Origin of the sequence: Bradyrhizobium sp. 62 (assembly GCF_023073035.1) — a bacterium.
Classification (GTDB): Bacteria; Pseudomonadota; Alphaproteobacteria; order Rhizobiales; family Xanthobacteraceae; genus Bradyrhizobium.
In genome coordinates this window covers 1,006,277-1,029,985 of the sequence record NZ_JADPIT010000015.1, presented here as the reverse complement: position 1 = coordinate 1,029,985, position 23,709 = coordinate 1,006,277, and the positions used below count along the sequence as shown (strand labels likewise).

Genomic DNA, 23,709 nt, shown 5'->3' with positions numbered 1-23,709 from the left:
ATCACTATTCCTACTCGGTCGTGCGCGGTTGCGACCGCATCGTGCCGATCGACATCTACGTGCCGGGCTGCCCGCCCACGGCGGAAGCGCTGCTCTACGGCGTGCTGCTGCTGCAGAAGAAGATCCGCCGCACCGGCACCATCGAACGCTAAGGTTTCACGTCATGGACGACGCCAAGCTCGACGCCCTGGGGCAGACGATCGTTAGCGCGCTTCCGGGCGCCGCCATCGGTCATTCGGTGGCCTTCAACCAGCTCACGGTGGATGTCGAGGTCAGCAAGATCGTCGAGGTGGTCAAGTACCTCCGCGACGACCCGAACTGCCGCTTCATCAACTTCACCGACATCACGGCGGCGGACTATCCCTCGCGCGAGAAGCGCTTCGACGTGATCTATCACTTCCTGTCACCGACCCTGAACGCCCGGATCCGGCTCAAGGCCCAGGCCGACGAGACCACGCAGGTGCCGTCGCTGATCGAGGTGTTTCCCGGCGCCGACTGGTTCGAGCGCGAGGCCTACGACCTCTATGGCGTGATCTTCGTCGGTCATCCCGACATGCGCCGCCTCCTGACCGATTACGGCTTCGAGGGTCATCCGCTGCGCAAGGATTTCCCGACCACCGGCTTCCTCGAGGTCCGCTACGACGACCAGGAGAAGCGGGTGGTGTACGAGCCGGTCAGGCTCAACCAGGAATTCCGCAAGTTCGACTTTTTGTCCCCGTGGGAGGGCGCCGACTATCCGGTCCTTCCGGGTGATGAAAAAGCGGGGCCGAAGGTCTGAACATGAACGAGCAACCCGAACAGCTTCGCAACTTTACGATCAACTTCGGACCGCAGCATCCGGCTGCGCACGGTGTTCTTCGTCTTGTGCTTGAATTGGATGGTGAGGTCGTCGCTCGCGTCGACCCGCATATCGGCCTGCTTCACCGCGGCACCGAAAAGCTGATCGAGCAGAAGACCTATCTGCAGGCGATCCCTTATTTCGACCGTCTCGACTACGTCGCGCCGATGAACCAGGAGCACGCCTTCTGCATGGCTGCAGAAAAGCTGCTCGGCATCGAGGTGCCACGCCGCGCGCAGCTGATCCGCGTGCTCTATTGCGAGATCGGCCGCATCCTGTCGCATTTGCTCAACGTCACCACGCAGGCGATGGACGTCGGCGCGCTGACCCCGCCGCTGTGGGGTTTCGAAGAGCGCGAAAAGCTGATGGTGTTCTACGAGCGCGCCTCCGGCAGCCGCATGCACGCAGCCTACTTCCGCGTCGGCGGCGTGCATCAGGACCTGCCGCAGAAGCTGGTCGACGACATCGACGCCTGGTGCGATCCGTTCCTGAAAGTGGTCGAAGATCTCGACCGGCTGCTCACCGCGAACCGCATCTTCAAGCAGCGCAACGTCGACATCGGCGTGGTTTCGCTGAAGGAAGCCTGGGAGTGGGGCTTCTCCGGCGTGATGGTGCGCGGTTCGGGCGCGGCGTGGGATCTGCGCAAGTCGCAGCCCTATGAATGCTACGCCGAGCTGGATTTCGACATCCCGATCGGCAAGAACGGCGACTGCTACGACCGCTATCTGATCCGCATGGAAGAAATGCGCCAGTCCGTGCGCATCATGAAGCAGTGCATCCAGAAGCTGAACGCAGCCGACGGGAAGGGTCCCGTCGTCGTCGAAGACAACAAGGTCGCGCCGCCGCGCCGTGGCGAGATGAAGCGCTCGATGGAAGCGCTGATCCATCACTTCAAGCTCTATACCGAAGGGGTCCACGTGCCGGCCGGCGAGGTCTACGCCGCGGTCGAGGCGCCGAAGGGCGAGTTCGGCGTCTTTCTGATCTCGGACGGCACCAACAAGCCCTACAAGTGCAAGATCCGCGCGCCCGGCTTTGCGCATCTCCAGGCCATGGACCACATCTGCCGCGGTCATCTGCTCGCCGACGTGTCGGCGATCCTCGGCTCGCTCGACATCGTGTTCGGAGAGGTCGATCGGTGATGGTGCAGGCGCCGATCCAGTTTGACCGCGCCTCGGGGGCCCTTGAAGGGGCCAACCTGTGGGAGCGGACGGCTGCCTTGGCGCTGGTGACGGGATCGAAGATCTCCTCGCACTTCTCGCATATGGGCTACATCGCCTGCGCCAATCTGCTGCGGAAGACGCTGCCCGAGCGCAACATCGCGATCAAGCTCAACCCCGACGCCGTGTTCGAATTTCCCTACGGCGACGGCTATTGGAGCAAGCTGCTCAACCGCTCCTACAATTACGAGGACGAGTTGGAGCTGTTGTTCGCCGACTCCATCGACGTCGACTACACCCTGCTCGATTGCGGCGCGAATTACGGCTATTGGTCGGTGCTGGTGTCGAGCAAGCCGTTCGGCTCGCACAAGGCGATCGCGATCGAGCCGTCCGGGCAGAACCATCCGAAGCTCGCCAACAACGCCCGCATCAATGGCAGCCGCTTCGAGACCATGAAATGCGCGATCGGCGCGGCCCGTGGCACCGCGCGTCTGTCAGGCACCAAGCACGAGGCCTTCAGCATCGCCGGCGATGCGTCGGCGGGCGGCGAGGACGTGCCGGTCATCGCGCTCGATAATCTGATCGAGGACGGCAAGGTCGCTAGCACCGGCAAGTACCTGATCAAGCTCGACGTCGAGGGCGTCGAGATCGAGGCGATCAAGGGCGGCGCCCGGCTGCTCCAGGCCGACAGCGTCATCATGTGCGAGGAGCACGGCAGCGACCGTTCGCACGCGGTCTCGCGCTACATCCTCGAACACACCCCGCTGAAGCTGATCGTCTACGATCCCAGCACAAGGCGTATGGAAACGGTGACCGAGCTGTCGATCCTCGACCGCATCAAGGTCTCGACCCACGTCGGCTACAATGTTTTCGGCACCGCAAGCGCATTCTGGCAGGACAGGATCAATGCCCTGAATGCGAAAACCGCGCGCCGCATGCAGTGAGAGATTGAAGAGATGTCCGTTCGCCGATTAGCACCGAAGGAAGTCCAGCCCGCGAGCTTTGCGTTCACGGAGGAGAACCTCGCGTTCGCCAAACAGCAGATCGCGAAATATCCGGCCGGGCGCCAGGCTTCGGCCGTCATCGCCATTCTCTGGCGCGTACAGGAACAGCACGACGGCTGGGTCTCGGAGGCCGCGATCCGCGCTGTCGCCGACATGCTCGACATGCCCTATATCCGCGTGCTCGAGGTCGCGACCTTCTACACGATGTTCCAGCTGGCCCCGGTCGGCAAGAAAGCCCACGTTCAGGTCTGCGGCACCACGCCGTGCCGCCTGCGCGGCGCCGAGGATCTGATCCACGTCTGCGAGCACCGTATCCATCACGAGCCCTTCCATCTCTCCAAGGACGGCAATTTCAGCTGGGAAGAGGTGGAGTGCCTCGGTGCCTGCGTGAACGCGCCGATGGTGCTGATCGGCAAGGATACCTATGAGGATCTGACCAAGGAAAGCTTCGGCAAGGTGCTCGATGGCTTTGCCTCGGGCAATCCGCCCAAGCCCGGTCCGCAGAACGGCCGCCAGTTCTCGGCGCCGACCGGTGGGCCGACCACGCTGAAGGAGATCACCTGATGCGTGATCTCTCGCCGCCAGTTGAAGGGAGCAGTGTTGTGAAGAAGTGGGGCTTCGTCGCAATGCATTCCGCCGTGGCGGCCACGTTCATTTTCCTGCTTCAGCGCTTCGCCCTGAACGCGTCGCTGGAATCCAGTCTGCTCTGGGCGCTGACCTTCGCCGTCTGCGCCGCCGGGCTTGCCTACAAGCAAGCCAACCGTTGATCGGAAAGCACTGACATGCTCGAGGACAAGGACCGCATCTTCAAGAACCTCTACGGCCTCCACGATTGGGGGCTCGAGGGCGCGCGGCGCCGCGGCGCCTGGGATGGTACGAAGAACATCATCGACAAGGGCCGCGACTGGATCATCAACGAGATGAAGGCGTCGGGGCTGCGCGGCCGCGGTGGCGCCGGCTTCCCGACCGGCCTGAAATGGTCGTTCATGCCGAAGGAATCGACCGACGGCCGGCCGAGCTATCTCGTCGTCAACGCCGACGAATCCGAGCCCGGGACCTGCAAGGATCGCGAGATCATGCGGCACGATCCGCATCTCCTGATCGAGGGCTGCCTGATCGCGAGCTGCGCGATGAACGCGCATGCCTGCTACATCTATGTCCGCGGTGAGTTCATCCGCGAGCGCGAGCATCTCCAGGCGGCGATCGACCAGGCCTATGAGGCCAAGCTGGTCGGCAAGGACAATGTCAACGGCTGGCCGTTCGACATCTACGTCGCCCACGGCGCCGGCGCCTATATCTGTGGCGAGGAAACCGCGCTGCTCGAGAGCCTCGAAGGCAAGAAGGGCCAGCCGCGGCTGAAGCCGCCGTTCCCGGCCAATGTCGGCCTGTATGGCTGCCCGACCACCGTCAACAATGTCGAGTCGATCGCGGTTGCGCCGGACATTCTGCGCCGTGGCGCGGCGTGGTTTGCCGGCATCGGCCGTCCCAACAATGTCGGCACCAAGCTGTTCTGCATCTCCGGCCATGTCGAGCGGCCCTGCAACGTCGAAGAAGCCATGGGCATTCCGTTCCGTGAGCTGATCGAGAAGCATTGCGGCGGCATCCGCGGCGGCTGGGACAACCTCAAGGCCGTGATCCCGGGCGGCTCCTCCGTGCGCATGGTGCCGGCCGAGCAGATCATCGACACGCCGATGGATTTCGACTCGTTGAGCAAGCTGCGCTCGGGCCTCGGCACCGCGGCCGTGATCGTGATGGACAAGTCGACCGACTTGATCCGCGCCATCGCCCGCATCTCCTATTTCTACAAGCACGAGAGCTGCGGCCAGTGCACGCCGTGCCGCGAGGGCACCGGCTGGATGTGGCGCGTCTTGACCCGCATGGCCGACGGTCGCGCCCACAAGCGCGAAATCGACATGCTGCTGGAAGTCACCAAGCAGGTCGAAGGCCACACCATCTGCGCGCTCGGCGACGCGGCGGCGTGGCCGATCCAGGGCCTGATCGCGCATTTCCGTCATGAGATCGAAGCGCGCATCGACCAATATTCGCACAAGGCCGACATCGACGATGCCGGCGTCCGCGATCCCGTGAACATGGTCGCGGCGGAGTAGAGACAATGACCAAGCTCATCATCGACGGTAAAGAGATCGATGTCCCCGCCGAATACACGCTGCTTCAGGCGTGCGAGGCGGCCGGCGCCGAGATTCCGCGCTTCTGCTATCACGAGCGGCTGTCGATCGCCGGCAATTGCCGGATGTGCCTCGTCGAGGTGAAGGGCGGCCCGAAGCCGGTCGCGAGCTGCGCCTGGGGCGTGCGCGATTGCCGTCCGGGTCCCAAGGGCGAGCCGCCGGAAATCTCCACCCGTTCGCCGATGGTGAAGAAGGCGCGCGAAGGCGTGATGGAATTCCTTCTCATCAACCATCCGCTGGATTGCCCGATCTGCGATCAGGGCGGCGAGTGCGACCTTCAGGACCAGGCGATGGGCTACGGTGTCGACACCAGCCGCTTCGCCGAGAACAAGCGCGCGGTCGAGGACAAATATCTCGGCGCGCTGGTCAAGACCTCGATGAACCGCTGCATCCAGTGCACCCGTTGCGTCCGCTTCTCGGCGGAAGTCGCCGGCGCCCCTGAAATGGGCGCGACCGGCCGCGGCGAGGACATGGAGATCACGACCTATCTCGAGCACGCGCTGACGTCTGAGCTTCAGGGCAATCTCGTCGATATCTGCCCGGTCGGCGCGCTGACCTCGAAGCCTTATGCCTTCGCCGCGCGCCCGTGGGAGCTCGGCAAGACCCAGTCGATCGACGTGATGGACGGCGTGGGATCTGCGATCCGCGTCGACACCCGCGGCCGCGAAGTGATGCGTATCCTGCCGCGCATCAACGAGGCCGTGAACGAGGAGTGGATCTCCGACAAGACCCGTCACGTCGTCGACGGCCTGCGCACCCAGCGCCTCGACCGGCCCTATATCCGCGAAGCAGGCAAGCTGCGCGCGGCGAGCTGGCCCGAGGCCTTCGCCGCGATCGCCTCCAAGGCGGCGCGCACCGACGGCAAGCGGATCGGCGCGATCGCGGGCGACCTCGCCGGCGTCGAAGAAATGTTCGCGCTGAAGGATCTGCTGGCCCAATACGGCTCGGCCAATCTGGCGGTGCAGGGCGGCGACGCCTTCGATCCCGCGCTTGGCCGCGGCTCCTACATCTTCAATCCGACGCTCGCCGGCGTCGAGCAGGCCGATGCGCTGCTCATCATCGGCGCCAATCCGCGGAAAGAGGCGGCCGTGTTCAACGCCCGCATCCGCAAGCGCTGGCGCGCCGGCGGCTTCAAGGTCGGCGTGATCGGCGCCAAGCCCGACCTCACGTACGACTATGATCACCTCGGCGCGGGCACCGACACGCTCGGTGAGCTCGCGGCCGGCAAGCACTCCTTCATGGACGTGCTGAAGAACGCCAAGAACCCCATAATCCTGGTCGGGGCGGGCGCGGCCTCGCGTCACGACGGCGCCGCCATTCTCGCAGCCGCGGCCAAGCTCGCGCTCGACGTCGGCGCGCTCAAGGACGGCTGGAACGGCTTCGGCGTCCTGCACGAGAGCGCCTCGCGCGTCGGCGCGCTCGATATCGGCTTTGTCGCCGGTCAGGGCGGACTGAATGCGGCGCAGATGACGACGTTCGGGACGCTCGATCTGCTGTTCCTGCTCGGCGCCGACGAGATCAAGCCGTCGGACGGCACCTTCGTCGTCTATATCGGCACCCACGGCGACCGCGGCGCCCATCGCGCCGACGTGATCCTGCCGGCAGCCGCCTATACCGAGAAGTCCGCGATCTACGTCAATACCGAAGGCCGCGTGCAAATGACCGGACGGGCCGCATTCCCACCGGGTGAGGCCCGCGAGGACTGGGCGATCGTCCGCGCGCTGTCGGAGGCGCTCGGCAAGAAGCTCGGCTATGATTCGCTGTCGGCCCTGCGCCAGGCGATCTTCAAGGCTGTGCCGCATCTAATCCGTCTGGACCAGATCGAGGCCGGCTCGGCCGATCAGATCAAGAAACTCGCGGGGAAGGGCGGCCCGACGGAGAAGGCCCCGTTCAAGCCGCTCGTCGAGGACTTCTATTTGACCAACCCAATCGCGCGTGCGTCCGCCGTGATGGCGGAGTGTTCGCGGCTTGCCTCCGGGCAGATGCTGACCGCAGCGGAGTGAGCTGATGGAATTTTTCGAAAGCGCCTTCTGGACCGGGTTCCTCTGGCCGCTGATCATCATGATCGCGGAGAGCGTCCTGGTGCTGGTCGTCCTGCTGGTGGCGATCGCCTACATCCTGCTCGCCGACCGCAAGATCTGGGCGGCGGTGCAGATCCGCCGCGGCCCGAACGTGGTTGGTCCCTGGGGCCTGCTGCAATCTTTCGCCGACCTCCTGAAGTTCGTGCTGAAGGAGCCGATCATCCCGTCCGGCGCCAACAAGGGCGTGTTTCTCCTTGCTCCCTTGGTCTCATGCGTGCTCGCGCTCGCCGCCTGGGCGGTGATCCCGACCAATCTCGGCTGGGTGATCTCCGACATCAATGTCGGCGTTCTCTTCATCTTCGCGATTTCGTCGCTGTCGATCTACGGCATCATCATGGCCGGCTGGTCGTCGAACTCGAAATATCCGTTCCTGGCGGCGCTGCGCTCGGCGGCGCAGATGGTGTCCTACGAGGTCTCGATCGGCTTCGTCATCATTACGGTGCTGCTCTGCGCCGGCACGCTGAACCTCTCGGCCGTGGTCGAGGCGCAGCATGTCCGCGGCCTCGCCAGCCTGATCGGGTTGCCGCAGCTCACCATCCTGAACTGGTACGTCTGGCCGCTGTTCCCGATGTTCGTGATCTTCTACGTCTCGGCGCTGGCGGAAACCAACCGTCCGCCGTTCGACCTCGTCGAAGCGGAATCCGAGCTCGTCGCCGGCTTCATGGTCGAGTACGGGTCGACGCCGTATCTTCTGTTCATGCTCGGCGAGTATGTCGCGATTGCCACGATGTGCGCGATGGCGACGATCCTGTTCCTCGGAGGCTGGCTGCCGCCGGTGGACCTGCCGCCCTTCAACTGGGTGCCGGGCATCATCTGGTTCTCGCTGAAACTCTTCTTCATGTTCTTCCTGTTCGCGATGGCCAAGGCGATCGTGCCGCGCTACCGCTACGATCAACTGATGCGTCTCGGCTGGAAGGTGTTCCTGCCGTTGTCGCTGGCGATGGTGATCGTGGTCGCCGGTGTGCTGCACTTTGCCGGCATCGCGCCGAAGTGAGGGCCGTCATGGGTATCAACATCAACGCCACTGCACGCTCGCTCCTGTTGTCGGAATTCGTCTCGGCGTTCTTCCTCGCCATGCGCTATTTCTTCCAGCCGAAGCCGACGCTGAACTATCCGTTCGAGAAGGGCCCGATCTCGCCGCGCTTCCGCGGCGAGCATGCGCTGCGCCGCTATCCGAACGGCGAGGAACGCTGTATCGCCTGCAAGCTGTGCGAAGCGGTTTGCCCGGCGCAGGCCATCACCATCGAGGCCGGCCCGCGCCGCAACGACGGCACCCGCCGCACCGTTCGCTACGACATCGACATGGTGAAGTGCATCTATTGCGGCCTCTGCCAGGAAGCCTGTCCGGTCGATGCCATCGTCGAAGGTCCGAACTTCGAGTTCGCGACCGAGACCCGCGAGGAACTGTTCTATGACAAGGCCAAGCTGCTCGCCAACGGCGACCGCTGGGAACGCGAAATCGCGAAAGCGATCGAACTCGACGCGCCGTACCGGTGAGATGAGAGCATGATCCTTCCCGCGCTGTTCTTCTATCTGTTCGCCGGCGTCTGTGTCGCCTCGGCGGTGATGGTGATTGTCTCGCGCAATCCCGTGCACTCCGTGCTGTACCTGATCCTGGCCTTCGTCAACGCCTCCGGCCTGTTCGTGCTGATGGGCGCCGAATTCCTCGCGATGATCCTGATCGTCGTCTATGTCGGCGCGGTCGCGGTCTTGTTCCTGTTCGTGATCATGATGCTCGACGTCGACTTCCTCGAGCTGCGCGAGGGCTTCATCGAGTACCTGCCGGTCGGGCTGGTGATCGGCGGCATCTTCCTGTTCGAGCTGCTGCTCACGGTCGGCTTCTGGGTGATCAACCCCGGCGTCGCCAAGACGATCACGGCGGCGATCCCGACCAACGTCTCGAACACCGAGGCGCTGGGTCTCGTGCTCTATACCAAATACATCCACTACTTCCAGCTCTCGGGCATGGTGCTGCTGGTCGCGATGATCGGCGCCATTGTGCTGACGCTGCGGCACAAGGCGAGCGTGAAGCGGCAGGACATCAACGTTCAGAACGCGCGCACGCCCGAAATAGCGATGGCGATACGCAAGGTGGCGCCGGGGCAGGGGCTCCAGGACTCTGACGCGGCGGAGTGGGTGAAATGACGATCGGGCTCGGACATTATCTGGCGGTCGGCGCGATCCTGTTCACGCTTGGGATCCTCGGCATCTTCCTGAACCGCAAGAACATCATCGTCATCCTGATGTCGATCGAGCTGATCCTGCTCGCGGTCAACGTCAACCTCGTGGCGTTCTCGACCTTCCTCGGCGACATCGTCGGGCAGGTCTTCGCGCTCCTGGTGCTCACCGTCGCGGCCGCTGAAGCCGCAATCGGTCTCGCCATCCTGGTGGTCTATTTCCGCAACCGCGGCTCGATCGCGGTTGAGGACGTCAATCTGATGAAGGGCTGATCGCATGATCCGGAAAAGTGGACACCGGTTTTCCGACCAGATCATGCGGAAAGATTAAGTCATGGTCCAGGCAATCGTCTTTCTGCCTCTGCTGGGCGCCATTCTGGCCGGCCTCATCGCGCTGTTCGGCGCGCATGCCCGCAACCCCTCGGGCGACACGGTCGAGCATCACGATGATCACGGTCATGGCGCGCACGCCCATGCGTCCGATACGATCAACGAGGATGCGTCGGTCATCCACGAAACTCACCACGAACCCGGCGACGGCCACGACGACCACCACGTCTCCGAGCCGCCCGCGGCGGGCTCGCGCGGCGCCGAGCTGATCACCACGGCATTGCTGTTCGTGTCGGCTGCGCTGTCCTGGATGACGCTGGTCGATGTCGGCTTCATGCACCACGACATCCGCATTCCGCTGCTGCCGTGGATCCTCTCCGGCGATCTCCAGGTCTACTGGACGCTGCGGGTCGACACGCTCACCGCCGTGATGCTGGTGGTCGTGACCACCGTGTCCTCGCTCGTGCACCTCTATTCCATCGGCTACATGGACGAGGATCCGAACCGGCCGCGCTTCTTCGGCTATCTCTCGCTGTTCACCTTCGCCATGCTGATGCTGGTGACCGCCGACAACCTCGTGCAGCTGTTCTTCGGCTGGGAAGGCGTGGGTCTGGCGAGCTACCTCCTGATCGGCTTCTGGTACCAGAAGCCGTCGGCGAACGCCGCCGCCATCAAGGCCTTCGTGGTCAACCGCGTCGGCGATTTCGGCTTCGCGCTCGGCATCTTCGCGATCTTCCTGCTGGCCGGCTCGACCGATTTCGAGACCATCTTCCACGCCGCGCCGGGCTTGACCGGCAAGACCATCGACTTCCTCGGCTGGCACGCCGACGCGCTGACCCTGACCTGCCTGCTGCTGTTCATGGGCGCGATGGGCAAATCGGCGCAGTTCCTGCTGCACACCTGGTTGCCGGACGCGATGGAAGGCCCGACCCCGGTGTCGGCCCTGATCCATGCCGCGACCATGGTCACCGCCGGCGTGTTCATGGTGGCGCGTCTGTCGCCGCTGTTCGAGCTCGCGCCGAACGCGCAGGCCGTCGTGATGTTCTTCGGCGCCACCACGGCGTTCTTCGCGGCGACCATTGGCCTCGTCCAGAACGACATCAAGCGCATCGTCGCTTACTCGACCTGTTCGCAGCTCGGCTACATGTTCGTGGCGATGGGGGCAGGGGCCTATTCGGTCGGCATGTTCCATTTGTTCACGCACGCCTTCTTCAAGGCGCTGTTGTTCTTGGGCTCCGGCTCGGTGATCTACGCGATGCATCACGAGCAGGACATCCGCAACATGGGCGGCCTCTGGCGCAAGATCCCCTACACCTACGCAGTGATGGTGGTCGGCACGCTCGCGCTCACCGGCTTCCCGCTCACCGCCGGCTATTTCTCGAAGGACGCGATCATCGAGTCGGCCTACGCCTCGCACAATCCGTTCGCGATGTACGGCTTCCTGATGACGGTCGTCGCGGCCGGCCTGACCTCGTTCTACTCGTGGCGCCTGATCTTCAAGACCTTCCACGGCGAGCCGCATGACGATCATCACTACGAGGCTGCGCATGAAGCGCCGATCTGGATGCTGATCCCGATCGGTGTGCTCGCGGTCGGCTCCATCCTGGCCGGATTCCCGTTCAAGGAGCTGTTCGCCGGGCACGGCATCGAGGAGTTCTTCCGCGAATCCGTGAAGATGAATCCGCACATCATCGAGGAGATGCACCACATCCCCGAGACCATCGCCTTCCTGCCGACGGTGATGATGGTGCTGGGCTTCCTGGTGTCGTACCTGTTCTACATCCGCCGGCCCTATCTGCCGGTCGAGCTCGCGAACACGCAGCCGATGCTGTACAAGTTCCTGCTCAACAAATGGTACTTCGACGAGCTCTACGACATCATCTTCGTCCGTCCGGCGAAGTGGATTGGCTACCAGCTCTGGAAGAAGGGCGACGGCTTCATCATCGACGGCCTCGGCCCCGACGGCGTCTCTGCCCGGGTGTTGGACGTCACCCGCAACGTCGTGAAAATCCAGACCGGCTATCTCTACCACTACGCGTTCGCCATGCTGATCGGTGCCGCCGGCCTGATCACCTGGTTCATGTTCGGCTTTGGGGGCCAGTAAAATGACGACCTGGCCAATTCTATCCGTCACGACGTTCCTGCCCCTGGTCGGCGCGCTGATCGTCTATCTCAGCCGCGGCGATGACGAGGCGGCCAGGCGCAACTCGCGCTGGATCGCGCTGTGGACCACGCTGATCACCTTCGCGGTGTCGGTGATCCTGGTCATGCGGTTCGATGCGTCGAGCGCCGACTTCCAGTTCGTCGAGAAGGCGAATTGGCTCGCCACCGGCATCACCTACCACATGGGCGTGGACGGCATCTCGTTGCCGCTGGTGATCCTGACCACCGCCATCATGCCGTTCTGCATCATCGCGAGCTGGAAGGCGATCACCAACCGCGTCCGCGAATACATGATGGCGTTCCTGATCCTGGAAACGCTGATGATCGGCACCTTCTCGGCGCTCGATCTCGTGCTGTTCTACCTGTTCTTCGAAGGCGGCCTGATCCCGATGTTCCTGATCATCGGCGTCTGGGGCGGTCCGCGCCGGGTCTATGCGTCCTTCAAGTTCTTCCTCTATACGCTGCTCGGCTCGGTGCTGATGCTGCTTGCCATCATGGCGCTGTACTGGAACGGCGGCACCACCGACATCCCGACCCTGATGCACACCGCCGTGCCGCGCTCGCTGCAGACTTGGGCGTGGCTCGCCTTCTTCGCCTCGTTCGCGGTGAAGATGCCGATGTGGCCGGTGCACACCTGGCTTCCCGACGCCCACGTCGAGGCGCCGACCGCGGGCTCGGTGGTCCTGGCGGCGATCATGCTGAAGATGGGCGGCTACGGCTTCCTGCGTTTCTCGCTGCCGATGTTCCCGCTCGCCTCGCATGACTTCGCGCCGCTAATGTTCACTCTCTCGGCCATCGCCATCATCTACACCTCGCTGGTGGCTCTGATGCAGGAGGACATGAAGAAGCTGATCGCGTACTCCTCGGTGGCGCATATGGGCTTCGTCACCATGGGCATCTTTGCCGGCACCATGCAGGGCGTCGCTGGCGGCGTGTTCCAGATGATCTCGCACGGCATCGTCTCCGGCGCGCTGTTCCTCTGCGTCGGCATCGTCTACGACCGCATGCACACGCGTGAGATCGCGGCCTATGGCGGCCTCGTCAACCGGATGCCGCTCTATGCGCTGACCTTCATGGTCTTCACCATGGCCAATGTCGGCCTGCCCGGCACCTCCGGCTTCGTCGGCGAGTTCATGACGCTGCTCGGCACCTTCAAGGTCTCGATCCCGACCGCGTTCTTCGCCACCTTCGGCGTGATCCTCTCGGCCTGCTATGCGCTGTGGCTCTACCGCAAGGTCGTGTTCGGGGCGCTGGTCAAGCCGTCGCTGGCGAGCATGAAGGATCTCACCTTCCGGGAGGGCCTGACGCTCTTCCCGCTGATCGCGCTGACGATCCTGTTCGGCATCTATCCGAAGCCGGTGCTCGACATGTCGGCGGCCTCGGTCCAGCAACTCGTCAACAATTACAACACCGCTGTGACGGCCGTGAAGGCCGCCGCACTGCTCCAGTGAGCGGGCAGGTCAGGATATCGCCATGAGCTTTGAGACTGCAGGTTATCAACTGACGCCGGTGCTGCCCGAGCTCGTGCTCGCGGTCGGGGCGATGGCACTCCTGATGCTCGGCGCCTATCGCGGGCAGGAGACCACCAAGACGGTCACAACGCTCGCGGTGCTGCTCCTGATCGTGGTCGGCGTGCTCGAATACATGTTGCCCGCGGGCAAGCACGTGACCTTCGGCGGCAGCTTCATCGTCGATGATTTTGCCCGCTTCATGAAGATCCTGGCCCTGATCGGCTCGGCGGTGACGCTGGTGCTGTCGACCGAGTTCCTGTCGGATCCGTCGCGCCGCATCTTCGAATACGCGATCCTGGTGCTGCTCTCGACGCTAGGCATGATGGTGCTGATCTCGGCCGGCGATCTGATCTCGCTCTATCTCGGCCTCGAATTGATGTCGCTGGCACTCTACGTCGTGGCGGCCTCCAACCGCGACAACGCCAAGTCGACCGAAGCCGGCCTGAAGTACTTCGTGCTCGGGGCGTTGTCCTCGGGCATGCTGCTCTACGGCTCCTCGCTGATCTATGGCTTCACCGGCACGGTCGCCTTCACCGGCATCGCGGCGGCCGCGACGATCTCGAATGTCGGCCTGGTGTTCGGTCTCGTATTCCTGCTCGCCGGCCTCTGCTTCAAGGTCTCGGCCGTGCCGTTCCACATGTGGACGCCCGACGTCTACGAGGGCGCGCCGACGCCCGTGACAGCCTTCTTCGCCTCGGCGCCGAAGGTGGCCGCGCTCGCGGTCTTCACTCGGGTTACGTTGACCGCATTCCCGGGCATCGTCTCGCAGTGGCAGCAGATCCTGGTGTTCGTGGCGATCGCCTCGATGGCGCTGGGCTCGTTCGCCGCGATCGGGCAGAGCAACATCAAGCGCCTGATGGCCTATTCCTCGATCGGCCACATGGGCTTTGCCCTGGTCGGTCTTGCCGCAGGCACGGTCGAGGGCGCGCAGGGCGTGTTGATGTACATCGTGATCTATGTCGCGATGACGCTGGGCTCCTTCGCCATCATCCTGGCCATGAAGCGCAACGGCCAGCCGGTCGAGCAGATCAGCGATTTCGCGGGGCTCTCGCGGACCAATCCGCTGCTCGCCTTCATGTTCGCGATGCTGCTGTTCTCGCTCGCCGGCATTCCGCCGCTCGCCGGCTTCTTCGCCAAATGGTACGTCTTCGTCGCCGCCATCAAGGCGAATTTGTTCACGCTCGCCGTCATCGGCGTGCTGACCAGCGTGGTCGGCGCCTACTACTATCTCAGCATCGTCAAGACGATGTATTTCGACGAGCCGGCCGGACAGGTCGATCCGGTGCGCGTCGAAGTCAAGACGGTGCTGGCGGTCGCGGGCCTGTTCAACATTCTGTTCGCCCTGTTCGCAGGTCCCGTGGTGAGCGTCGCCTCCGCCGCGGCAAAGTCGCTGTTCTAGGATGGCATTCGCGCTCGGTCCTCGTGCGGCGTCGGCGGGCTACAAGCTCGCAGCTTTCGAACGGACCGGCTCGACCAATACCGAGGCGATCGAGCACGCAAGGGGCGGCGAACGCGGCCCGATGTGGTTCGTGACGTCGGAGCAGACCGCCGGCCGTGGCCGCCGCCAACGCGCCTGGATCGCACCGAAGGGTAACCTAGCAGCCAGCGTCCTCGAAGTCCTCGATGTCGCCCCTTCCGTCGCCGCGACGATCGGCTTTGCGGCCGGGCTGGCCGAGGAGGCCGCTCTGGAGAAGGTCAGCCTGGAGGCGGCACTGCGCCTCGGCGAGGGCCGTCCCCGCTACACCCTGAAATGGCCTAACGACGTGCTGGCCGGCGGCAAGAAGCTGGTCGGCATCGGCCTGGAGGCCGAAGCCATCGCCGAGCGTCTTGCCATCGTTGTCGGCATCGGCACCAACGTCGTCGCCGCGCCCGAGGGCACGCCCACACCGGCGGTGTCACTGGCCGCGCTCGGCGTCCAGATCAGCGCGGAGGAGTTGTTCTCGGCGCTCTCGGACGCCTGGGTGGAATTCCGCGGTATCTGGGACAATGGTCGCGGCTTTGCCGAAATTCGCAAATTGTGGCTGGAGCGCGCCGCCGGCCTCGGCGAGCGGGTCGCGATCCACACGGGAGTGATGACGCTGGAAGGCATTTTTGACACGATCGACGACACCGGCTGCCTGATCGTCCGCACCGCGGAGGGCCGGCGCGTGCCGGTGGCCGCGGGCGAGGTGTTCTTCGGCACGGTCGCCTCCGTGGGAGCTGCGTGATGGCGAAGCCTGAAGAACTGGTATTTGCACCGCTCGGCGGGGTCGGCGAGATCGGCATGAATTTGTCGATCTACGGCCTCGGCAACCGCCAGCAGCGGGCCTGGCTGGCGATCGATCTCGGCGTCTCCTTCGGCGACGAGGAGCATCTGCCGGGAATCGACCTGATCATGCCGGACGTCAGCTTCCTGGAGAAGGAACGCAAGAACCTGATGGGGCTGGTGCTGACCCACGCCCATGAGGACCATTTCGGCGCCATCATCGACCTGTGGCCGAAGCTGAAATGCCCGATCTACGCGACCCAGTTCAGCGCCGCGCTGTTCGAGGCCAAGTGCGCCGCCGAGCGCAATGCACCGAAGATCCCGGTGACGGTGGTGCCGTCGGGCGGACGCGTCGATATCGGCCCGTTCAACGTCGAGTTCATCCCGGTCGCGCATTCGATTCCGGAGTCGCATGCGCTGGCGATTCACACCGAAGTCGGCACGGTGCTGCACACCGGCGACTGGAAGATCGATCCGACCCCGATCATCGGCCGCCCGACCGACGAAAAGCGGCTGCGGGAGCTAGGCGATGCGGGCCTGCTCGCCTTGATCGGCGATTCCACCAACGCCGTGCGCGACGGCCGCTCGCCCTCGGAAGCCGAGGTTGCCAAATCCATCACCGAGCTCGTCAAGGCCGCCAAGGGCCGCGTCGCGGTCACGACCTTTGCCTCCAACGTCGCGCGCCTCAAGGCCGTCGCCATCGCTGCGAAGGCCGCCGACCGTGAGGTCGTCGTGGTCGGCCGCGCCATGGAGCGTGTGGTGCAGGTCGCACGCGAGACCGGCTATCTCGACGGCGTGCAGAGTTTCCGCTCCGCCGAGGTCTACGGTCATCTGCCGCAGGACAAGGTGCTGGCGCTCTGCACCGGCAGCCAGGGCGAGCCGCGTGCCGCGCTGGCGCGCATCGCCAATGACGACCATCCCGAGATCACGCTCAATCGCGGCGACAGCGTGATCTTCTCCTCGCGCACCATTCCCGGCAACGAGAAGGCGGTCGGCGCGATCATCAATGGCCTGGTTATGCAGGGCGTGGAGGTCATCACCGACCGCGACCAGCTGGTCCATGTCTCCGGCCATCCCCGCCGCGACGAATTGCGCGACATGATCGCCTGGACCCGGCCGCAGCTCCTGATTCCCGTCCATGGCGAGGCCCTGCACCTGAACGAGCACGCCAAGCTCGCCCGTGCCGCCGGCGTGCCGCGCGTGCTGGTCTGCCGCAACGGCGATCTCGTCAAGCTCGGCCCCGGCGATCCCGGCATCATTGGGCAAGTGCCTGCGGGCCGTCTCTACAAGGACGGCACGATTCTGGAGGACTCCAAGTCCCGCGCGGTGGTCGAGCGGCGCCGCATGGCCTTCTCCGGCTGCGCCTTTGTCGCCATCGTCATGACGGAGCAGGGCGAGCTTGCCGACGATCCCGCGGTCGAACTGGTCGGCATCCCCGAGAAGAACAGAGCGGGCGAGCCCTTCGACGACATCGTGTTCGACGCCGTGGTCTCCACCGTCGAGGGCCTACCGAAGGCGCGCCGTCGCGACGCGGATGCGCTGGCGGAGTCGGTGCGACGCGCTGTCCGCTCCGTGATCAACGAACATTGGGGTAAAAAGCCCCCCTGTCTGGTACACGTCCTGACAGTGTAACGGGAGAAGCACAATGCTGGGCCGGCTCAACCATGTCGCGATCGCGACTAAGGACGCCGTCAAGGCCGCCAGGATCTATGGCGCCGCGTTCGGGGCCCAGATCTCGGAGGCCGTCGCGCTGCCCGAGCATGGCGTCACCACCGTGTTCGCGACGCTGCCCAACACCAAGATCGAGTTCATCGAGCCGCTCGGCGAAGCCTCGCCGATCGCTAAGTTCCTCGATCGCAACGCCGACGGCGGCATCCACCACGTCTGCTACGAGGTGGTCGACATCATTGCGTCGCGCGACACGCTGGTGAAGGAGGGCGCAAGGGTGCTCGGCGACGGCGTGCCGAAGATCGGCGCCCACGGCAAGCCGGTGCTGTTCCTGCACCCGAAGGATTTTTCCGGCGCGCTGGTCGAAATCGAGCAGGCATAGGCCGAACCATGGCCATCCAGATCTCAACCGCAATCGCGATCTACTTCGTCATCTGGTGGGTCGCGCTGTTCCTGACGCTGCCGTTCGGCGTGCGCAGCCAGCACGAGGACGGCGTCGGAGTGCCGGGCAGCGACCCCGGTGCGCCGATCCTGACGCGAATGAGGAGCAAGCTGATCTGGACCACGATCATCTCGGCGATCATCTACGGGATCGCCATGGTCGCCTATCACGCCGGCTATCTCTCGATCGAGCGCCTGTCGAAATTGATGGGCATGCCGTTCTAAGAATTTTTGGTTGGCTTTGTTGGGGGACCAATGACTTTTCAGCGGATCGTCGTCGCGCTTCTGGTGCTGATCGTCGCCGGCCTCGGTGCCATCGGCTATTTCGAGTGGAAGATGGCCGTGCAGGTGCGCACCCTGAAGGCGTTCGTCGAGGGCTACGTCTTCAACGAGGCCGTGGTCGCCTGCGAGCAGGCCAAGAGCTCGACGCCGTTCAAGTGGAACGGAGGCAAGAGCACCGCGGTGATTGGCCTGAACTCGGTCAAAACAGACAAATACACCGTCAGCGCCAGCTACACGCTGGTGGCGGACAGCGTCTATTGTGATTACGATCCGATCAAAAGAAAGGCCGAGATCGGCTCGAGCTTCCTGGAGCGGGAGTAACGATCCGGCCCCTATATGGGATGGGATCGTCATGGCGCAGGGGCAGGCGGACTACCGGATTCTGCATGAGGCTGACTCGCGGGATTATCTCGCAGGCGTTCCGGATATCACTGCGACCCTCGGTGGCGAGCCGGCCTCCTGGTCGATCACCGAAGTCGGCGACGGCAATCTCAATCTCGTCTTCATCGTCAAGGGCGGCCGCGGCGGCGTCGCCGTCAAGCAGGCGCTGCCCTATGTCCGCCTGGTCGGCGAGAGCTGGCCGCTGCCGCTGTCCCGGGCTCATTACGAATATCTCGCCTTGTCGCGGCAGGCCGAGCTCGCCCCCGGCCTCGTGCCGGCGCTGCTGCATCACAACGAGGCCCTGGCGCTGACGGTGATGGAGCTGCTCGAGCCCCACATCATCATGCGCAAGGGGATGGTTGCGGGCTCGCAATATCCGCGCTTTGTCGATGACATCACCACCTTCATGGCGCGGACCTTGTTCTTCACCTCCGACCTCGCGCTGTCGGCGGCCGAGAAGAAGCAGGGCATCGCAGCCTTCGCCGGCAACCATGCGCTGTGCAAGATCACCGAGGATCTGATCTTCACCGATCCCTACCGCATCGCCGAGCAGAACCGCTGGACCGCGCCATATCTCGATGCGCTCGCCGCAGAGCTGCGCGAGGATATGGAATTGCATGTCGCGATCTCCCGGCTGAAGCTGAAGTTCATGGCAAGCCCCGAGGCGCTGCTCCACGGCGACCTGCACACCGGCTCGATCATGGTGACGGAGAGCCAGACGCGGGTGATCGACCCCGAATTCGCGTTCTACGGCCCGATGGGTTTCGATGTCGGCGCCGTGCTGGCCAACCTCTTGATGGCCTATTTTGCCTCCGCCGGCCACGAACGCTCCCCGGGCGAACGGCGTGCGTTCGAAGTCTGGGTCCTGGAAACGGTCGAGCAGGTCTGGAACGCGTTCGCGCGCAAGTTCCTCGATCTCTGGCGCGCTGGCGCCGCGGGCGATGCCTATCCCGCCTCGCTCTTCGCCGGCGAAACAGGCGCGGCACGGCTGGAGGCCGAGCGGCAGGCCTACATGCAGCGGCTGTTCGCGGATACGGTCGGCTTCGCCGCGGCAAAAACCATTCGCCGCATCTTCGGCCTCGCCCACAATATCGATTTCGAGCTGATCGATGATCCGCGCCGGCGCGCCACCAGCGAAGCACGCGCGGTGCGGCTGGCGCGCGCGCTGATGCTGGAGGCGGGGGCGTTTCCGGCCATCGCGGACGTCACCTCCGCAGCGCGAAAATTGCGCGACTGGCAGCCGGAGTTTTAGCGGGCGTCTTCGCAAATCGGCGGGGCCCGCGCGACGCTCGCATACGTCAACCCCTTCAAGGCGCTTGCGCTCGACCCGCCGTGGATGGTCAACTCTGGTCCCAGAGCACGGCTTGCGTTGTCGGAGGGACCATGATGTTCAGGATAGTGGCGATCGTCGCAGGTCTGGGGCTGGCACTGGCCGCCTCGGCGGAGGCCCAGACCCCGCGCAAGGGCGGAACCATCCGGATGACCGCGCCTTATGGCTCGAGTTTCACCAGCCTGGACATTCTTACCACGCAGCGCGCCCAGGACGAGATCTACGCCAAGGCCCTGCACCGGTCGCTCTACATCTGGAATTCCACGGAAGGCAAGCCGGTGCTGGAGCTTGCCAAGGAGGACGTCGTCTCGGGCGGAGGTCTCGTCCACACCTTCAAGCTGCGCGACGACGCCTATTTCCACAACGGCCGCAAGATGACGGCCGACGACGTCATCTGGACCTACAACCGCATCATGGACGGCACCAAGGCTTATCCCGGCGCGCGCTATGTCCGCGTGATCGAGGGCGCGGCGGCGGTTGAGAAGGGCCAGGCCAAGGAGATCTCCGGCCTGAAGAAGATCGACGACTTCACCATCGAGATGAAGCTGACCGAGAAAGTCGATCCTGGCTTCTACTTCTGGAACGCGATCACGTCGATCTATCCCGCCGACGAAGCCGCCAAGGAGAGCTTTCTCCAGAAGCCAATCGGTCTAGGGCCCTTCAAATTCGTCGAGCACGTGCCGGGATCGCGCATCGTCCTGGAGCGGTGGGACCGGTTCTACAAGCCTGGCAAGCCCTACGCCGACAAGATCATCGTGTCGGTCATGGGCGAGGCCGCGGCCCGCGATGTCGCTTTCCGCAACAAGGAGATCGACACCTCCGTGCTGGGACCGGCGCAATATGTCGCCTATCAGAACGACGCCGACCTCAAGGGCACCGTCGTCGAAGTCGCCGAGGTCTTCACCCGCTACATGGGGATGAATCCCGCGTTCAAGCCATTTGCCGACAAGCGTGTCCGGCAGGCGATCAACTATGCGATCGACACCGATTTGATTATCAACAAGCTGGTCAAGGGCAAGGCCTATCGCGCGACCAGCTGGCTGCCGCTGACCTCTCCCGTCTACGACAAGGCCATGAAGCCCTACGCCTTCGATCCCGCCAAGGCCAAGCAGCTGCTCGCCGAGGCCGGCTATCCCTCGGGCTTCGAATTCGAATGGACCACCAGCCAGAACGAGAGCTGGGGCCTGCCGATCGTCTCGGCCGTGATCCCGATGCTGGACCGGGTGGGCATCAAGGCCAAGGTCAAGCAGGTCGAGACCGCGGTGCTGGCGGAGGTGGTCCGCAGCGGCGACTACCAGGCCTTCGTCTATTCGCAGGCGACCGGACCCGATCCCCAGGCCGCCCTCAAATGCTTCCACTCATCGACACCGCAGTCGGCCTGCAACTACATGAACTTCAAGAATGCCGAGTTCGACAAGCTGATCGACGAAGCCGGGCAGTCCGATGACGCTGCAAAGCGTACCCAGCTGCTGCAGAAGGCCAATGCTGTTCTCTACGAAGAGGCGCCGGTCTGGTTCTTCAACTACAACAAGGCCGTCATGGCGGTGCAGCCGTGGCTCAAGGGGGTTCAGCTGAACGCAACCGAGCTGACCCATCAGAACGTCGAAGACCTCTGGGTCGACGAGACCTCGCCCGCGAAGTGACACGCGCTCTCGCGCTTCCTCCGTCGCAATGAACGACGGAGGGAGAGAGGAAAAGTGCCGATGCTCTCCTTCCTGTTCCGCCGCCTCCTGCAGACCATTCCGACCGTGCTCGCCGTGGTGGCTCTGGTGTTCGTGCTGTTCAGCGTCGTTCCCGGCAGCATCGTCTCGTCCATGAGTGACGATGCCGATCCGCAGGTCGAGCTGCGCATGAAGAAGCAACTCGGGCTCGACGATCCCCTCTATCTCCGCTTCGGCACCTACATCGCCAAGCTTGCGACCGGTGATTTCGGAACCTCGTTCCGGACGCGCGAGCCTGTGACGTTTATGATCGCCAAACGGATATGGCCGACGCTCCAGCTCATCTTCACAGCAATGGCGTTTTCCGTCGTGATCGGCGTACCCCTGGGTTTCATCGCCGCGCTCAAGCCGGGAGGCATCGTCGATACGCTGGCCATGGTCGTGGCGGTGTCAGGCCTTTCGATCGCCAAATTCTGGCTCGGACTGGTGCTGATGTATCTGTTTGCGTTGAAGCTCGGCTGGCTGCCGAGTTTCGGCTATGGCGATGGCGGACTGAAGTACCTGATCCTTCCGGCCGTGACACTCGGCGTCTCGCCGATGGCGCTGTTCGCCCGGACCACACGCGCCGCGGTGCTCGAGATCATGACCGCGGATTTCGTCCGCACCGCGCGCTCCAAGGGCATGAGCGAGACGCGGGTCGTGAAGTGGCATGTGATGCGCAACGCGCTCGTCATCATTCTCACCACCGTCGGCCTCCAGTTCGGCGCGCTGATGGGGCAGGCGGTCGTGGTCGAGAAACTGTACTCCTGGCCGGGCATCGGCTCGCTGCTGGTCGACAGTGTCCTGCAGCGCGACATTCCGGCCGTCCAGGGCTCCATTCTTGTCGTGGTGCTGTCCTTTCTTGCGATCAATCTGCTGATCGACGTGCTCTATGGGGTGATCGATCCCAGGATCCGATACGCATGAAGCTGCGCGCCAATCTCATCATCGGTGGCGCGCTGTTCGCGCTCGCAATCCTGGTCGGTCTGCTCGCGCCCTGGCTGGCGCATACCGATCCCGTCCTGGATGCCAATCTGCTCAGCTCGGAGGAGCCTCCGAGCTGGACCTGGTGGTTCGGCACCGACGATCAGGGCCGCGACATCTATTCCCGCGTCGTCTATGGCGCGCGCGTCTCGCTGACGGTCGGCATCGTCTCGCAGCTCATCAACAGCGTCATCGGCGTGGCGCTGGGCCTGAGTGCCGGCTATTGGGGCGGCTGGTGGGACGATGTCGTCAACGGCCTGACCAATCTCATGCTCGCGATCCCCTCGCTGATCTTCGCGCTGGCTATCATGGCGGTGCTTGGTCCCGGCCTCACCAGCCTTCTGATCGCACTCGGCCTGACCAACTGGTCCTTCACGTGCCGGATCGCGCGGGCCTCCGCGCTGTCGCTGAGGAGCCAGGGCTATGTGCAGGCCGCGACCGTGCTCGGCTACGGCGATCTGCGCATCATGATCACGCAGCTGCTGCCGAACATGCTAGGGCCGATCGTCGTCATCGGCACGCTCGGCATGGGCAGCGCGGTGCTGTCCGAAGCCGCGTTGTCGTTCCTCGGCCTCGGCGTCCGCCCGCCGTTTCCGAGCTGGGGCAGCATGCTGTCGGATGCCCGCGACCAGATCACGACGGCACCGTGGCTCTCGGTGTTTCCCGGCCTTGCCATTTTCCTGACGGTGCTCGGGCTCAATCTGCTCGGCGACGGCCTGCGCGACATCCTCGATCCACAATCGCGGAGCCGGCGCACATGACCGGCGCGCCGCTGATCGAAGTCGAGGATCTGCGGATCGATCTCGACGATGGATCGCAACGCGTTGCGGCGGCCGAGGGCATTTCATTCCGCATCGATCGCGGCGAGACCTTCGGCCTGGTCGGCGAATCCGGCTGCGGCAAGAGCATCACGGCGCTCGCCTTGATCGGCCTGTTGCGGCAGCCATTGTCGATCGGCGGCGGCGTCATCCGGTTTGAGGGGCGGGAGATCCAGCACCTTTCCGCGGCCAAGCAGCGCCAGCTGCGCGGCAATCGCATCGCCATGATCTTCCAGGAGCCGATGACGGCGCTGAACCCGGTCTCGCCGGTGGGCCGGCAGATCGCCGAGATGTTCGTGCTGCACAAGGGCAAGAGCTGGCGGGAAGCCGACAGGCTGGCGGTCGAGGCGCTGGCGAGCGTCCGCGTTCCCGCGCCGGAGCGGCGCGTGAAGGATTACCCGCACCAGCTCTCG

At 64.2% G+C, this 23,709-nt stretch carries 24 protein-coding genes and 1 pseudogene; all 25 read left to right on the top strand.

Going from position 1 to position 23,709, the window contains the following annotated elements; all coding sequences use genetic code 11:
• Positions 1-152, top strand: a pseudogene (locus IVB47_RS15435) (NADH-quinone oxidoreductase subunit B); the annotation flags it as partial.
• 11 nt (positions 153-163) lie between these two features.
• Positions 164-778: an NADH-quinone oxidoreductase subunit C gene (locus tag IVB47_RS15430; RefSeq protein ID WP_018455092.1), complete on the top strand. Its 615-nt coding sequence runs from the start codon at positions 164-166 to the stop codon at positions 776-778.
• Positions 779-780: 2 nt separating this feature from the next.
• Positions 781-1,977, top strand: a complete 1,197-nt coding sequence (locus tag IVB47_RS15425) for an NADH-quinone oxidoreductase subunit D (protein ID WP_247356280.1) — start codon at positions 781-783, stop codon at positions 1,975-1,977.
• Positions 1,977-2,939: an FkbM family methyltransferase gene (locus tag IVB47_RS15420; protein ID WP_247463180.1), complete on the top strand. Its 963-nt coding sequence runs from the start codon at positions 1,977-1,979 to the stop codon at positions 2,937-2,939. Before IVB47_RS15425 ends, IVB47_RS15420 begins: the two co-directional genes overlap by 1 nt.
• Before the next feature lie 12 nt (positions 2,940-2,951).
• A complete protein-coding gene (gene nuoE, locus IVB47_RS15415) occupies positions 2,952-3,563 on the top strand; it encodes an NADH-quinone oxidoreductase subunit NuoE (protein WP_007610983.1) in 612 nt (203 codons plus the stop codon).
• Positions 3,563-3,766 carry a hypothetical protein gene (locus IVB47_RS15410; protein ID WP_026232874.1) on the top strand — a complete coding sequence of 68 codons (204 nt, stop codon included), beginning with the start codon at positions 3,563-3,565 and terminating at the stop codon, positions 3,764-3,766. Before nuoE ends, IVB47_RS15410 begins: the two co-directional genes overlap by 1 nt.
• Before the next feature lie 15 nt (positions 3,767-3,781).
• A complete protein-coding gene (nuoF, locus tag IVB47_RS15405) occupies positions 3,782-5,107 on the top strand; it encodes an NADH-quinone oxidoreductase subunit NuoF (RefSeq protein WP_027518249.1) in 1,326 nt (441 codons plus the stop codon).
• Between the two features lie 5 nt (positions 5,108-5,112).
• The gene (gene nuoG / locus IVB47_RS15400; protein WP_247462453.1) at positions 5,113-7,188 is read left to right on the top strand and encodes an NADH-quinone oxidoreductase subunit NuoG; all 2,076 of its coding nucleotides are present in this window, start codon (positions 5,113-5,115) and stop codon (positions 7,186-7,188) included.
• A gap of 4 nt (positions 7,189-7,192) precedes the next feature.
• Complete coding sequence (gene nuoH, locus IVB47_RS15395) at positions 7,193-8,260, top strand: NADH-quinone oxidoreductase subunit NuoH (protein WP_007603555.1); 1,068 nt, start codon at positions 7,193-7,195, stop codon at positions 8,258-8,260.
• 14 nt (positions 8,261-8,274) lie between these two features.
• Entirely contained in the window at positions 8,275-8,763 is a 489-nt protein-coding gene (gene nuoI / locus IVB47_RS15390; RefSeq protein WP_026232873.1) for an NADH-quinone oxidoreductase subunit NuoI, read from the top strand.
• A 9-nt stretch (positions 8,764-8,772) separates the two neighbouring features.
• Positions 8,773-9,411, top strand: coding sequence for an NADH-quinone oxidoreductase subunit J (locus IVB47_RS15385; RefSeq protein WP_007610978.1), 639 nt, complete (start codon positions 8,773-8,775; stop codon positions 9,409-9,411).
• A complete protein-coding gene (nuoK, locus tag IVB47_RS15380) occupies positions 9,408-9,716 on the top strand; it encodes an NADH-quinone oxidoreductase subunit NuoK (protein WP_007603558.1) in 309 nt (102 codons plus the stop codon). Before IVB47_RS15385 ends, nuoK begins: the two co-directional genes overlap by 4 nt.
• A 61-nt stretch (positions 9,717-9,777) precedes the next feature.
• Positions 9,778-11,877 (top strand): NADH-quinone oxidoreductase subunit L, encoded by a 2,100-nt coding sequence (gene nuoL, locus IVB47_RS15375; RefSeq protein WP_027567195.1) that lies wholly within the window; start codon positions 9,778-9,780, stop codon positions 11,875-11,877.
• A 1-nt stretch (position 11,878) separates the two neighbouring features.
• Positions 11,879-13,387: an NADH-quinone oxidoreductase subunit M gene (locus IVB47_RS15370; RefSeq protein WP_027567194.1), complete on the top strand. Its 1,509-nt coding sequence runs from the start codon at positions 11,879-11,881 to the stop codon at positions 13,385-13,387.
• Positions 13,388-13,409: 22 nt separating this feature from the next.
• Positions 13,410-14,846 carry an NADH-quinone oxidoreductase subunit NuoN gene (gene nuoN / locus IVB47_RS15365; RefSeq protein WP_247462451.1) on the top strand — a complete coding sequence of 479 codons (1,437 nt, stop codon included), beginning with the start codon at positions 13,410-13,412 and terminating at the stop codon, positions 14,844-14,846.
• Between the two features lies 1 nt (position 14,847).
• On the top strand, positions 14,848-15,654 hold the full coding sequence (locus IVB47_RS15360) for a biotin--[acetyl-CoA-carboxylase] ligase (RefSeq protein ID WP_247356281.1): 807 nt from the start codon (positions 14,848-14,850) through the stop codon (positions 15,652-15,654).
• Positions 15,654-17,324 (top strand): ribonuclease J, encoded by a 1,671-nt coding sequence (locus tag IVB47_RS15355; protein WP_247462449.1) that lies wholly within the window; start codon positions 15,654-15,656, stop codon positions 17,322-17,324. Before IVB47_RS15360 ends, IVB47_RS15355 begins: the two co-directional genes overlap by 1 nt.
• 13 nt (positions 17,325-17,337) lie before the next feature.
• Positions 17,338-17,742: a methylmalonyl-CoA epimerase gene (mce, locus tag IVB47_RS15350; protein ID WP_106944962.1), complete on the top strand. Its 405-nt coding sequence runs from the start codon at positions 17,338-17,340 to the stop codon at positions 17,740-17,742.
• Between the two features lie 8 nt (positions 17,743-17,750).
• Positions 17,751-18,026, top strand: a complete 276-nt coding sequence (locus IVB47_RS15345) for a DUF1467 family protein (protein WP_027518239.1) — start codon at positions 17,751-17,753, stop codon at positions 18,024-18,026.
• Positions 18,027-18,056: 30 nt separating this feature from the next.
• Positions 18,057-18,404: a hypothetical protein gene (locus IVB47_RS15340; protein ID WP_027518238.1), complete on the top strand. Its 348-nt coding sequence runs from the start codon at positions 18,057-18,059 to the stop codon at positions 18,402-18,404.
• Between the two features lie 31 nt (positions 18,405-18,435).
• A complete protein-coding gene (gene mtnK, locus IVB47_RS15335; protein ID WP_247462448.1) occupies positions 18,436-19,716 on the top strand; it encodes an S-methyl-5-thioribose kinase in 1,281 nt (426 codons plus the stop codon).
• A gap of 131 nt (positions 19,717-19,847) precedes the next feature.
• Positions 19,848-21,437 (top strand): ABC transporter substrate-binding protein, encoded by a 1,590-nt coding sequence (locus IVB47_RS15330; protein WP_247462446.1) that lies wholly within the window; start codon positions 19,848-19,850, stop codon positions 21,435-21,437.
• A gap of 60 nt (positions 21,438-21,497) precedes the next feature.
• The gene (locus IVB47_RS15325) at positions 21,498-22,421 is read left to right on the top strand and encodes an ABC transporter permease (protein WP_247463178.1); all 924 of its coding nucleotides are present in this window, start codon (positions 21,498-21,500) and stop codon (positions 22,419-22,421) included.
• A complete protein-coding gene (locus IVB47_RS15320; RefSeq protein WP_247462445.1) occupies positions 22,418-23,239 on the top strand; it encodes an ABC transporter permease in 822 nt (273 codons plus the stop codon). Before IVB47_RS15325 ends, IVB47_RS15320 begins: the two co-directional genes overlap by 4 nt.
• Positions 23,236-23,709: ATP-binding cassette domain-containing protein (locus IVB47_RS15315; RefSeq protein WP_247462443.1), on the top strand; the 474-nt coding region annotated here is incomplete at its 3' end. The genes IVB47_RS15320 and IVB47_RS15315, both read left to right, overlap by 4 nt.